This window comes from Mesorhizobium sp. B2-8-1, assembly GCF_006440955.1.
Classification (GTDB): Bacteria; Pseudomonadota; Alphaproteobacteria; order Rhizobiales; family Rhizobiaceae; genus Mesorhizobium.
The window spans coordinates 39,770-52,844 of record NZ_VFTX01000017.1 but is presented as its reverse complement, the minus strand read 5'-3'; the positions used below and the strand labels follow the sequence as shown (position 1 = coordinate 52,844).

The following is a 13,075-nucleotide window of genomic DNA, read 5'->3' as shown; positions in this document are numbered from 1 at the left end:
CCGCATCGTTCAATTCCTGTTGACCTCTGGCTCAGGATTTTTCGCTTGATCGGCTACTGACATTTCGTCCATCTAGCGCCGGCGGTCTTCCGGCCGCCCTGCAGTGCCGCGCGTCGACGCGCAAAGGCCGCTGTAGTACTTTGATTTTGGCGCATATCCCGAAAATCGAGGTCGATTTCGGGATCATAGCGCCGCAGGGGCTTGATGATGGCGCGCGACACAACCGATTTCCGGCCGATCGAAGGCATGGACGAACTCGTCGCGCATCTGGCCGAGGGCAACAAGCCGCGGGAGAAGTGGCGCATCGGCACCGAGCACGAGAAATTCCCGTTCTACGTCGACGGCAACGGGCCCGTGCCCTATGGCGGCGAGCGCGGCATACGCGCCATCCTCGAAGGCATGCAGTCAAAGCTCGGCTGGGACCCCATCATCGATGACGGCCGCATCATCGGCCTGGTCGAGCCGACCGGCCAGGGCGCGATTTCGCTGGAGCCCGGCGGCCAATTCGAACTCTCCGGCGCGCCGCTGGAGACGATCCACCAGACCTGCCGCGAGGGCAATGCCCACCTGGCGCAGGTGCGCGAGATCGCCGAGCCGATGGGCATCCGCTTCCTTGGCCTTGGCGGCAGCCCGAAATGGTCGCTGGCCGAGACGCCGAAAATGCCGAAGTCGCGCTACGAGATCATGACGCGCTACATGCCCAAGGTCGGCACCAAGGGCCTCGACATGATGTACCGCACCTGCACGATCCAGGTTAATCTCGACTTCGAGAGCGAGGTGGACATGCGGCGCAAGATGCAGGTGTCGCTGAAGCTGCAGCCGCTGTCGACGGCGCTGTTCGCCAATTCGCCCTTCACGGAAAGCCGGCCGAACGGCTTGCAGAGCTGGCGCGGCGACATCTGGCGCGACACCGACAACCAACGCTCGGGCCTGCTCGAATTCTGCTTCTCGCCCGATTTCGGTTTTGCCGACTATGTCGAATGGGCACTCGACGTGCCGATGTATTTCGTCATCCGCGACGGCCAGTACCACGACATGACGCACGTCACCTTCCGTCAGTTCATGGCCGGGGCCGTCCGCAATGAAATCCCGGACGGATTGCCGACGATGGGCGACTGGGCTAACCATCTGTCGACGCTCTTCCCCGACGTGCGGCTGAAGCGCTTTCTCGAGATGCGCGGCGCCGATGGCGGGCCGTGGCGGCGCATCTGCGCCCTTCCGGCCTTCTGGGTCGGGCTGCTTTATGACGAGGCAGCGCTCGATGCGGCGGAGGCGCTGACCTCGAGCTGGACCTACGGGGAAGTGCTGGCGATGCGCAACGCCGTGCCCGAACAAGGCATTTCGGCGCCGTTCCGCAACGCCACGTTGCGCGACATCGCTCGCGACGTGCTCACCATCTCGCGCATGGGGCTGAAGAACCGCGGCAAGAAGAACCGCGACGGCTATGACGAGACCTCGTTCCTCAACACGCTCGACGAGGTCGTGGCGCGCGGCACCACCAGCGCCGAGGAGATGCTGTCGGCCTACCACACGCGCTGGGGCGGCTCGATCGAGCCGGTGTTCATGGAATACGCCTATTAACCCTCGGCTTCGAGGCGGCCAGGCTCCTGCAAAAGCCGCTTCAATCGGCGGTGGAAACGAATTAGGCTTCTCCGGCGAGGATTTCCGGAGGAGAGACCAATGCCTTCCTTGTTCGACATGCTGGCACAAGCCCAGAACGGCAGCGGCATGCAGGCGCTTGCCCAACAATACGGGCTCTCGATGCAGCAGACGCAATCTGCGGTGGAGGCGTTGCTGCCTGCCTTTTCGCAAGGACTGAGGCGCAACACCGCCGATCCCTATGGGCTCGGCGCCTTCATGACGGCGATGGCGAGCGGCCAGCACGCCAAGTATTTCGAGGACGCGACCCGGGCCTTCTCGCCGCAAGGCATCAATGAGGGCAACGGCATTCTGGGGCATCTGTTCGGCTCGAAGGATCTGTCGCGCGCGGTTGCCGGCCAGGCGGCGCAAGCGACCGGTATCAGCCAGCAGGTGCTGCAACAGATGCTGCCGGCCCTGGCCTCGATGATGATGGGCGGGCTGTTCAAGCAGACCACCAATCAGTTGGCCGGGGGGCAGATGCAGGCGGCCAGCGGCTTCGGCGCCGCCGGCAGCAATCCGCTGGGCGAGATCATCGAGCAGATGATGCGCCAGGGAGGCGGCCTGGGCGGCGCCCAGGCGCCGGCGCCGCAGCCGAGCCCGCCATCGCAAGACCCGATGGACAACCCGCTTGGCAAGGTGCTGCAGGACATGTTCGGCGGCGGCGCGCCACAGCCGCAAAGCCGATCCCAGCCACAACCGCAGCAGACACAGAACCCCTTTGGCGACAATCCGCTCGGCAAGGTGCTGCAGGACATGTTCGGCGGTGGCGCGCAGCCGCCGCAGGACCAGCCTCAGCCGCAGCAGACCCAGAGCCCCTATGGCGACAGTCCGCTAGGCAAGATCTTCGAGGAGATGCTGCGGCAGGGTGGCGGTGCATCAGGCGGCGAGCAGCCGGCGCCGCAGCCCCAAGCTCGGCGGCAGCCCCAGGCGCCGCAGCCGCAGGCCAATCCGAGCGGCAGGCCGACGAACCCGTTCGACGATCTGTTTGGCAAGATGTTCGAGACCGGAGCGCAGCAGCGCGACGACTACCAGAAAGGCATGGAGTCGATTTTCGACCAGTTCAAGCGCGGCATGGATCGGCGGTAGCCGTCGCCCAGGTTTTGGCTTTTGCCTCGCGCAAAAAGAAAGCCCGGTCCTTGGGAGGACCGGGCAGCGTGCAGGCAGGCCGGCGGGGGACCGGCAGGGAGTGGGAAGCCTGCATGAACCTTGGTCGCGCTGACTGATGAAAAGGTTCAGCGGGACCGAAATTCAACCGATCAGGCCACCCTGCGGGCGATGTCCTCGATGGTTTCGACGCGATCGCTGGCGATTTCGCGCAGCATCGCCGTCGGATCGCGGCCAAACGGCACGTCGATGGCGACGTGCAGGTCGGCGCGCGTCAGGCCGATATCGGCAAGCTCGGCGTCCGACATCTCGCCGAGGCGATAGAAGGCACGGCGGTTTTTCCAGGCCTGGTAGACATTGGAGACCGCATTGATCGCGCGCGTCGCAACGGCCGGACGCGTGGTGATGCGCGAGGTCTCGGTGGCGAAATCAAACGTAACCATGTCGGTCTCCTTCAGACTCGAACGGGCAAAACCAGGCGATCGGCGCTGGCGACAGCGGCCGTTCCGGCTTCGATTCACATGCCTTCATGTGGACATCAGTAATTTGCCATTGCTCGATTGATTAATCCAACGAATGTTTCTAATCTTAAGCATCAACACTAGTGATGGATCATGCCGATGAAAGCGCCGCTCGATCTAGATCAGTTGCAGACCTTCATCTCGATCGCCGACACTGGCAGTTTCACCCGGGCGGCCGAAGAGGTGCACCGCACCCAGTCGGCGGTGTCGATGCAGATGCGCCGGCTAGAGGAGCGGATCGGCAAGCCGCTGTTCGAAAAGGAAGGGCGCAGCAACAGACTGACGGAGGAAGGCGACAAGCTGCTTTCCTACGCAAGACGGCTGCTCTATCTCAACCGCGAAACGCTGGCCGCCTTCGACGACCGGCGGCTCGAAGGCACGATCCGGATCGGTACGCCGGACGACTACGCCGACCGTTTCCTGCCCGAGATCATGGCGCGCTTCACGCGTTCCAATCCACGCGTCGAACTGACCGTCGTCTGCGAACCGACGCCGGGGCTGGTCGAACACATCAAGCGCGGCAATCTCGACCTGGCGTTGGTGACGCATAACGACGTGCGGGGCCAGTCCGAGGTGGTGCGGCGCGAACCGCTGCTGTGGGTCACCTCGGCCAACCACGCCACGCACGAGCAGGAGACGCTGCCTATGGCCTTTGGCCGGCCAAACTGTATCTGGCGACGCGCCGCCGTCGACGTGCTTGACCAGCAGAACCGCGACTATCGTATCCTGTTCACCAGCTTTTCCGCAACGGTCATCACCGCCGCGGTGTTGTCGGGCCTGGCGATCTCGGTGCTGCCGGAATGCGCGCTCAGGCCCGGCATGCGGGTGCTGGGCGAGGCCGACGGCTTCGGCGCCCTGCCCGACTGCCGTATCGGCATCATGCGCGGCCAAACCTCGCGGCCGGAGATCGTCGATGCACTGGCCCGGCACATTTCCGAAAGCCTGGACAACATCTCGGTGCCGCTTGGCGAAGAGGCGGGAACGTTCGATTTCGCGGCACTCGCCTTCAGCAAGATGCGGCGAACCAAGCCGAACCAGATCCTGCCGGGCTGGTAAGCGATCAGACGCACCTGAACGCCGACCTGAAAACAGCCAGCTTGACGCCGGCGCGCAACCACCCCCCAATCGGCCGATGAGCGAAGCAGCATCCGAATCACGCAGCAACGCCACCGAATATACGGTGAGCGAAATATCAGGCGCCCTGAAGCGCACGGTCGAGGATGCCTTCGGCAATGTGCGGGTGCGCGGTGAAATCTCGGGTTATCGCGGGCCGCACTCCTCCGGCCATGCCTATTTCACGCTGAAGGACGACCGCGCGCGGCTCGACGCCGTGGTGTGGAAGGGCACGATGGGCCGGCTGAAATTCCGCCCCGAAGAAGGAATGGAGGTGATCGCCACCGGCAGGCTCACCACCTATCCCGGCAAATCCAACTACCAGATCGTCATCGACAATCTGGAACCGGCGGGCGCCGGAGCCTTGATGGCGCTGCTGGAGGAGCGCAAGCGCCGGCTGCAGGCCGAAGGACTGTTCGAGGGGGGCCGCAAGCGGTTGCTGCCCTTCATGCCGCGCGTCATCGGCGTCGTCACCTCGCCGACGGGTGCCGTCATCCGCGACATCATCCACCGGATCAAGGATCGTTTTCCGCTGCATGTGCTCGTCTGGCCGGTGCGGGTGCAAGGCGAAACCGCGGGCGCCGAGGTGACCGCCGCCGTCGCCGGTTTCAACGCGCTGGCAAGGGATGGCACCATCGAGCGCCCGGACCTGCTGATCGTGGCGCGCGGCGGCGGCAGCCTCGAGGACTTGTGGGGCTTCAACGACGAGGCGCTGGCCCGCGCCGTCGCCGCCTCCGCCATTCCGGTGATTTCGGCCGTCGGCCACGAAACCGACTGGACGCTGATCGACCTCGTCGCGGATGTGAGAGCGCCGACGCCAACAGGGGCGGCCGAAATCGCCGTCCCGGTGAAGGCCGACCTCGAAGCGACGCTCGCCAGTCTCGGCGCACGGCTCAAGGCTGCGGTTTCGCGCAATTTCGAGCGCAAGCGCCAGTCCGTGCGCGCGGCGGCGCGTGCGCTGCCCTCGCCCGATCAGTTGCTGGCGCTGCCACGTCGTCGCCTCGACGAGGCGGCGAGCCGGCTCGGGCGCGGCCTCATGGTTTCGACCGAACGAAAGCGCGGACGCTTCCTCGCCCTGAAACTGACGCCGGCAATGCTGTCGCAGCGAATTGCCGAGGCGCGGCGGACCAACGAGCGCAATCTCCTGCGGGCACAGGGCGCGTTGCGCACGCTGACGAGGGCCCGGCGCGCGGAGCTCAATCGCGCCGCCGATCAGTTGCCGAAATGCGCCCGGGCGTCGCTGCAGCGGCACCGGCAGCAACTGGCGGCGCTGCAGGGCCGCATCACCATAGAGCCCACGGCGCGGCGGCAGCGGATCCAAAGGGATTTCCTGACCGCGCTGACGCGGCGCAGCACGCATGCGGCATCGCTGAGGCTGGAGCGGCTGCGCAGTCGCGTCGCCCAGGCCGACCGCTTGCTGGCGACGCTGTCGCACAAGGCCGTGCTGGCACGCGGCTTCGCCCTGGTGAAGGATGCCGACGGCGCCGTCGTCAAGCGTGCGGCGGAATTGTCGGCGGGGATGGCGCTGTCCCTGGAGTTCGCCGACGGGACGGCAGATGCGGTCGCGACCAGCGGCTCGGCGCGGCCACGACCGGCCGCCAAAACCGCGATCAAGGCCAAGGAGCCCGGCAGCCAGGGCTCCCTATTCTGAACCGTGACATGACAGACAATCCGCATCATCACAAAACGCCCTCCGGCAAGCCGCGCGCGCGAAGCTTCGGCATCGGCTTCGACGGCACGCCCGGCCCGTTCAACGCGATCACCGACGTGGCTGGAGTGTCGGTCGGCTATTCCACGCTGATTTCAGGCGACGGCCCGCTCGTCGTAGGCCAGGGACCGGTGCGCACCGGCGTGACCGCGATCCTGCCCAGGCCGCGGGCCGACCTTGCCACACCGGTCTTCGCCGGCATCTTCAGCCAGAACGGCAATGGCGAACTGACCGGCTCGCATATCGTCGAGGAGACCGGCGCCTTCAACTTCCCCATCACCGTCACCAACACGCATTCCTGCGGCGTTTCGCGCGACGGTACGCTGCGCTGGATGAGCAAGGTGCTGCCAGCCGCACTCGACAGCGGCTGGGGACTGCCGGTGGCAGCGGAAACCTATGACGGCTTCCTCAACGACATCAACGGCCACCACGTGACATCAGGGCATGTTGCCGAGGCGCTCGACGGTGCCGCCAGCGGACCGATCGAGGAAGGCAGCGTCGGCGGCGGCACCGGCATGATCGCCTTCGGCTTCAAGGCCGGTTCGGGCACCGCGTCGCGCATCACCGAATGGCAAGGGCGTGCCTATACTGTCGGCGCCTTCGTGCAGGCGAATTTCGGCAAGCGGCGCAATTTCACGCTTCGAGGCCTGCGCGCCGGGCCGGAGCTCGTCGAACCCGCGATCCGCGAAGGCACGCCACGTGCCGAAAAAGGCTCGATCATCGCCGTTATTGCCACCGACGCACCGTTCCTGCCGCATCAGATGAAGCGGCTGGCCCGCCGTGTGCCGCTCGGCGTCGCCATGACCGGCGGCTTCGGCTATCACAGTTCCGGCGACATCTTCCTCGCCTTCTCTACCGCCAATCCCGACGCGGCCCTGGCGCCGCCGGGCCGGATCGCTCGCGCCGGAGTTCATTCCTGACAGCGACATCGATCCGTTCTTCGATGCCGTGGTCCAGGGCGTCGAGGAAGCCGTCCTCAATGCGATGGTCGCCAACGAGGACATGACCGGCCGCGACGGCAATTTCGTGCCGGCGCTGCCGAAGGCGTGGCTGAAGGAGAAATTCGGCTGAGACAAATACGCGGACCGAATGGTCCGCGTATTCATACAGGATTGCTCCTGAATTATTCCGCGGCCTTGCTCGCGGCCTGCTGGTGCTCGTCGGCCTCGGCCGCTTCCTCGAGCCGGGAGGCGATGAGTTCCTGGATATCGCCGACTTCTTCCTGGATATCCTCCAGCGGTATGCCGACCTCGGCCGCCTTGGCAGCGCATTCCCTGGCCAGCGTCTCGGCCTGCTTCTCGATCCTGGCGTGGGACTGGCAATGGACTTTTTCGCCAATCCATCCCTGCAAGAATTCGATGGCGTGCTCACTCATATTGCTTTTCCCTGGCGGCGAAGCCGGTTGGTAATCATAAACGTCGGCATCCGGTGAAGGATGCATGTCCCCATTCCAGCCGAGTCGCCACCGGACGGCAAGCCGATGTCGTCCAAGGTCCACAGAGCCAAAGGAAATAGAGGATTGAAGAACATTTTCTGTTTCTGGGGGGGCGGGTATCGTTTGGCGGGAATCCTGTCCCGCCTCGAGAGGCTGCTTCTACTTGCTTCTTACGGTTTTCAGGTCCGTTTGCATCTCAATGGCTGTCACAACAGCTGCCCGATGACGTTGCCGTTTCCAGGCACAAGCCATCGAAGCCGCCGCTATATAGTGACATCCCCATGCAATGTCGACTCTCTCCGCCGCCTTGCATGGAAGCCCCGCGAAAGCTGCATAGGTCACCGTGCCGATCAGAAGGTCTCGACCCAGGGCCTGAGCTCGAGTTCCCAGGTCCAGGCGCTGCGGTTCTGGCGATGGATGCCGAGATAGGCCTCGGCGATCGCGTCCGGCGATAGCCGTCGATCTTGCGGGTCGGGAGCCTCTCCCGGCACGGTCGAGGCAATGGCACCATCGATGACGAAATGCGCGACATGGATGTTCTTGGGGGCCAGTTCGCGAGCCATGGATTGCGCCAGTCCACGCAAGCCGAATTTGGGCATCGCGAAACCGGCCGAGCCGGCGAACCCCTTGACGCTTGCCGTCGCGCCGGTGAAGAAGATCGAGCCCGAGCCTTGCGAAAGCAGCCGGTTGGCCGCTTGCTGGCCAACCAGGAAGCCGCCATAGGCCCCCACCAGCAAGGCCTGCCTGACAGCCTCTGGATCGAGTTCGGCGATCGGGCCACGGGCGCGTCCGCTGGCATTGAAGACCACGAGCGACAGCGGGCCGGCCTTGTCAGCGACCTCGAACAGGCGCTGCACCGACGCGGCATCGGAGACATCGGTTGCCACGGCTTGGGCGCCGGTCTGCGCCAGCAATGGGTCGAGCTTCTCGATGTTGCGAGCGGCCAGCACGACACGAAAACCTTCCGTTGCGAGAAGGCGCGCAAGCGAGGCGCTCAATCCGGATCCCGCTCCGGCAATGACGGCGACATTGGATGTCATGAGCATCTCTCTTTCGCGGTGGTGACTGGATTGGACAAGGTTGCGCCTTCCCAAGTAGAACGCAAAAGAAAGCATTTCCAACAAAATCGCGTATCGTCGCGGCGCGGTTCCGTTGGCATCGCGCTTCCCGGGCTGCAAAAAGACTGCTTTCGGCAAAGAAAAATGGCCGGGCGCGAAGACGGCCCGGCCAGAAAGAAGGTCATAACCTTCAGAGGGGAACACCGTTCGGAGGAATGGGAGGAAACCTCGAACGATATTTTTATGTTGAGCCCATTTTCGTGCGCTGGCGACGAATAGTATTCTAAAATCGTGCTGTCCTACAAAAATTTCTACCTGCCGAATGGCTCAGCCTGCCCGGGTCTCGGGCTCAAGCAGATCGGCATAGTGACGCCGCGCAACGTCGGGATGGGAGCGCAGCCTGCTCTTCAGCACATTGGCCCGACATCGCGAAACAGCGGATTGTCGGGATCGCTGGCCGGCCCGCGCGCCTGCTCCGCCAGTTCCTCGGGAAGCTCGAGCAGCGGTATCGTGGCATCGAGCTTGGCGCTGAAGAAGAACGGCACCGAGATGCGTTCGACGCCGGCGGGCGGCGTCACGACGCGATGCACGGTGGCTCTCAAATAGCCGTTCGAGGCGAGCTCCAGCAGCTCGCCGATGTTGACGACGAGCGTTCCGGGAATCGGATCCACGTCCACCCAGCTTCCGTCATAGTCGACCTGGAGGCCCTTGTTGTCGTCCTGAAGCAGCAGCGTCAGGAAACCGCCGTCCTTATGCGCGCCGACGCCCTGGTCGCCGCCGGTCGCTTCGCGGCCGGGATAGCGCACGATCTTCATGCGATGATTGGGTTCGCCGCCATAGATCGGATCGAAAGCGTCCTCGGCCTGGTCGAGCGACAGCGCGAAGGCCTTGAGCAGACGAATGGCCACGGCCGTCGCCTTGGCCTGCCAGGCCAGCAGCGCCGGCTTCAGCGCCGGCAACGCCGACGGCCACTGGTTCGGCCCCTGCAGCCGCGTCCAGACAGGAATTCCCGGGCCTTGCGCGATGGGCGGGCGCTCGACGCCGATGTCGAGCTGCTCGCGCCAGTCGGCCTTGCCCTTGGTCAGTTCGCCGCCAGCGCGGGTATAACCGCGGAACTGCGAGGAATTGACCATCTCTATCGACAGCTTGTCGGCTTCCGGCAAGGCAAAGAAACCCCGCGAAGCGGCGAGCGTCTCGCTGATGTCGGCCCATGGGATGCCGTGGCCAGCCAAATAGAAAAAACCGATGTCGCGCGAGGCGGAGCGCAGATCCGCCAGAAACGTCCGGCGCTCCGACGCGCCTTGTTCGAGACGGCTCAGATCGAGCACGGGCACTATTCTGGGCATGTCAGCTCCTTTCCGGGTTCTTTCCGGGTGCTGCTTGAAAACTTCGCCCGGAAACCCGGGCCCGTGGATGTGCTGCTCCTTTTCCAGCGGCCGAAGCCGCCATCGATGCCCCAAATCTCACGGAGTTCGGTGCGCCGGGAAAGGAACGATCGGCTTTTCGGGGCCGCCGGGACGAACAATTTTTCTATTTGGGCGGGCAGCCTGACGATGAGCGCGATCATTGCGCGAAATACGGGCGTGTCATTTCAGGCACAGCGCGAAGCTGTCATTGGCCCTTGAACGGCCGCGCGGGAGGCGCGTAACATCACGGCACTTGAATTTGAATCTGTTTCATTCGTCCGGGCTAAAGTCCGGATCGGTTTGGATAGGTCCTTGAACACGCAAGCAATCGGCAGCGCGGCGGGGCGCGGCAAATCGTTTGCCGATGTGGCGCAAGCCTCCTGGGGCAAGGGCCCTGGCACCTTGCTGCGTATCATGCGCATGACGCTGCGCCACCCTTGGCAGGTCGCCATCACCATCGTCTCGACCTTCATCGCCGCGACGCTGCAGCTTTTCATTCCGCGCCTGCTGGGACACGCCATCGACCAGGCGCAGGGCGTGGTGGCTGCCGGTGCAAATACCGGGCCGAGCAGGCGCTGTGGAATACGGCGCTGACGCTGCTCGTCGTCAGCATCCTGCGCGGCCAAGGCTGAGCGCTCCTACGGTCAGTTCCGTTCGATGGGGCGGGAAGGGTTCCGGCTGTTCCGGATCACCCTGGCATGAAACAGTCGGTTCCTGACGCATCAGCATCCCGATCCGCAAGGCAGTGAAACTGGGCGAGGACAAACCCACGCTTGTTGCGGCGGAGCAATCCTCTTTGTCTCGGTCCTCAAACGATCAGATCGTCAATTCTGATCGGCAAGTCGCGGATCCGCTTGCCGGTCGCGTGGTAGACAGCGCTGGCGACGGCAGCGGCGGTGCCGACATTGCCGAGTTCGCCCAGGCCCTTCACACCAGCCGGATTGACCTCATGGTCGATCTCCGGAACCAGTATGACGTCAAGGTCCCTGACATCGGCATTCACCGGGACCAGATAATCCTGCAGGTCGCGGTTCACATAGCGGGCATAGCGGGTATCGATCTCGGTCGCCTCATGCAGGGCCTGGCCAATGCCCCAGATCATGCCTCCCATCAGCTGGCTGCGCGCGGTGCGCGTGTTCATGATGCGGCCGGCCGCGAACGCCCCGACGATGCGCGGCACACGGATTTCGCGCGTGTAGCTGTTGATGTGCACCTCCACGAATTCGGCCCCGAACGCATATTTCACCGAATCCGCGTCGGACTCGCCGCCGTGGAATTCCGACTGGCCGGCATAGAGCTTCTTGAGCGCTTCGGGGGTCGAGCCCTTCGGCGCGAATTCGGCATATTCCTCGATGGCGCCTACCTGCATGGCCTTGAATATATCGGCGGTGCTTGCCGACGCCCCGCCCTTGGTGAGGATCCGTCCCCCGTGGAGGTCCAGTTCCTCATTGTGCGAGCCTGCAAGAGGGCCACCCTCCGCGACCGCTGCGGCGAACAATTTCGTGCGCACAGCATCACACGCCTTGAGCACGGCCGAACAGACGCTGGCAGTGGAAATCGAACCTCCCGATACCGGCGCCGGCGGCAAGGCACTGTCGCCCATCTCGACGGCGACCTTGCCGATGTCGACACCGAGACGTTCCGCCGCCATCTGGCCGGCAACGGTTCGCACACCTGTGCCGATTTCATGCGAGCCGCACTGCACGCGCACGTCTCCTTCGGCGGTCAGGCGCACGCGGGCCGCGCATGGCGCGGCAGCGGTCGGGTAGACTGCCGTCGCACAGCCCATGCCGACGAGCCAGTCGCCGTCGCGCATCGAGCCGACTTTCGCATCCCGTCTCGTCCAGCCGAAGGCATCAGCGGCCTGATCGTAGCATTTCATTAGCGACCGGCTGGAGAACGGCTTGCCGCCGATCGGCTCCTTCTGGGGCTCGTTGATCCGGCGAAATTCGATCGGGTCCATGCCGAGTGCGACGGCCATTTCGTCCATGGCGCTCTCGAGGGCATAGACGTAGGGCGTCTCGGGCGGCGAGCGCATATAACCGGGCGTGTTGCGATCCGCCTGCACCAGCGAGACATGCGTCAGCACGGAGCCATAAGCATACATGCGACCGGTGGCCGAAGTCCCGCCGACGACATAGGAATCGGGTCTCGAGGTCACCTCCCAGCCTTCATGGCCGAAAGCAGTGATGCGGCCGTCCTTGCCGGCGCCGATGCGGATGCGGTGCCGGGTTTCGGCCCGATAGGTCTGGGTGCCGAACGCCTGCATGCGGCTGACCACACAGCGCACCGGCCGGCCAAGCCGCCTGGCGGCCACAGCCACGATGGCCGTTCGCGCCGTCATCGGCCCCTTCGAGCCGAATGCGCCGCCTACGTTAGGGCAGACGATGCGCACATTCGCTGGGTCGAGCCTCAATTGCCGCGCCAACTCGACCTTCCAGCCGGTCACGTTCTGGGAGGGCTCGTAAACGGTGAGTTGGTCGCCATGCCAAACAGCGGTGGTCGAGAACAGCTCTATCGGGTTGTGATGCTGGGTCGGCGTCGAATACCGCGCATCGATCTTCATCGGGGCCGATTCATACGCGGCATCGAAATCGCCGGCCTTGACGTCCTCCTTGAACAACGGGCTTTTGCCGGCGGCGTCGATGGTCTTTGTCCCCGGCATGTCGAAACTGGCGGTCGGCTTTTCCTCGGCATAGTCCGCGCGGATCCTTTGCGCCGCCTCCTCGGCTGCTTCGAAGGTCTCGGCGACCACCAGCGCAATGATCTGACCGTCATGGAAGATCGCCTTGTCATGCAGCGGCCCGATAGAACTCGCGCCGGTATTTCCGAATTTCGGCGTCTCGACCTTGTCGAGGTCGCCATAGGTGACGATGTCGAGGACGCCGGGCACCGAGCGCGCGTCATCCAGGTAAAGCCTGGCGACCTTGCCCTTGGCGATGCTGCTCGTCGCGAGCACGGCGTGCGCAATGTTGGCGGCCGGGAGATCCGCCGCGTATTCGGCCTGGCCGGTCACTTTCAGCCGCGCATCGATACGCGGCAGCGGCTGTCCCATGTTTTCCTTCGGCTGTGGAGCGGCGACGTTCATG

General features: G+C 64.4%; 9 protein-coding genes and 3 pseudogenes. 7 read left to right on the top strand and 5 right to left on the bottom strand.

The window, feature by feature from the left end:
- Positions 1-207 precede the first annotated feature (207 nt).
- On the top strand, positions 208-1,581 hold the full coding sequence (locus FJ428_RS29600; RefSeq protein WP_140558666.1) for a glutamate--cysteine ligase: 1,374 nt from the start codon (positions 208-210) through the stop codon (positions 1,579-1,581).
- Positions 1,582-1,680: 99 nt separating this feature from the next.
- Complete coding sequence (locus FJ428_RS29595; RefSeq protein ID WP_140581224.1) at positions 1,681-2,727, top strand: DUF937 domain-containing protein; 1,047 nt, start codon at positions 1,681-1,683, stop codon at positions 2,725-2,727.
- Positions 2,728-2,897: 170 nt separating this feature from the next.
- Here FJ428_RS29595 and FJ428_RS29590 read toward each other — a convergent pair whose 3' ends face one another.
- Positions 2,898-3,188, bottom strand: a complete 291-nt coding sequence (locus tag FJ428_RS29590) for a DUF1127 domain-containing protein (RefSeq protein WP_140498379.1) — start codon at positions 3,186-3,188, stop codon at positions 2,898-2,900.
- 177 nt (positions 3,189-3,365) lie between these two features.
- Here FJ428_RS29590 and FJ428_RS29585 point away from each other — a divergent pair, with 177 nt between their 5' ends.
- The 3 genes and pseudogenes from FJ428_RS29585 (at position 3,366) to FJ428_RS29575 (ending at position 7,158) form a co-directional block, all read left to right on the top strand.
- On the top strand, positions 3,366-4,322 hold the full coding sequence (locus tag FJ428_RS29585; protein ID WP_140498380.1) for a LysR substrate-binding domain-containing protein: 957 nt from the start codon (positions 3,366-3,368) through the stop codon (positions 4,320-4,322).
- Between the two features lie 76 nt (positions 4,323-4,398).
- Positions 4,399-6,030: an exodeoxyribonuclease VII large subunit gene (gene xseA / locus FJ428_RS29580; RefSeq protein WP_140880740.1), complete on the top strand. Its 1,632-nt coding sequence runs from the start codon at positions 4,399-4,401 to the stop codon at positions 6,028-6,030.
- Positions 6,031-6,038: 8 nt separating this feature from the next.
- Positions 6,039-7,158 (top strand): annotated as a pseudogene (locus FJ428_RS29575) (P1 family peptidase).
- A 52-nt stretch (positions 7,159-7,210) separates the two neighbouring features.
- Here the strand turns inward: FJ428_RS29575 and FJ428_RS29570 are convergent.
- Both FJ428_RS29570 and FJ428_RS29565 read right to left on the bottom strand, forming a co-directional pair.
- Positions 7,211-7,462, bottom strand: a complete 252-nt coding sequence (locus tag FJ428_RS29570) for a DUF768 domain-containing protein (RefSeq protein WP_140498383.1) — start codon at positions 7,460-7,462, stop codon at positions 7,211-7,213.
- Positions 7,463-7,872: 410 nt separating this feature from the next.
- Positions 7,873-8,562 (bottom strand): SDR family NAD(P)-dependent oxidoreductase, encoded by a 690-nt coding sequence (locus FJ428_RS29565; protein ID WP_140729358.1) that lies wholly within the window; start codon positions 8,560-8,562, stop codon positions 7,873-7,875.
- 30 nt (positions 8,563-8,592) lie between these two features.
- Between FJ428_RS29565 and FJ428_RS29560 the strand changes: the two genes are divergently transcribed.
- A complete protein-coding gene (locus FJ428_RS29560; RefSeq protein WP_140729359.1) occupies positions 8,593-8,859 on the top strand; it encodes a hypothetical protein in 267 nt (88 codons plus the stop codon).
- 48 nt (positions 8,860-8,907) lie between these two features.
- On the opposite strand, the pseudogene FJ428_RS29555 reads toward FJ428_RS29560, so the two are convergent.
- A pseudogene (locus FJ428_RS29555) lies at positions 8,908-9,926 on the bottom strand (isopenicillin N synthase family oxygenase).
- A gap of 372 nt (positions 9,927-10,298) precedes the next feature.
- Between FJ428_RS29555 and FJ428_RS29550 the strand changes: the two are divergent.
- Positions 10,299-10,609: pseudogene (locus FJ428_RS29550) on the top strand (ABC transporter ATP-binding protein); the annotation flags it as partial.
- Between the two features lie 185 nt (positions 10,610-10,794).
- On the opposite strand, the gene FJ428_RS29545 reads toward FJ428_RS29550, so the two are convergent.
- Positions 10,795-13,074: a xanthine dehydrogenase family protein molybdopterin-binding subunit gene (locus FJ428_RS29545; protein WP_140729361.1), complete on the bottom strand. Its 2,280-nt coding sequence runs from the start codon at positions 13,072-13,074 to the stop codon at positions 10,795-10,797.
- Position 13,075: the final 1 nt, after the last annotated feature.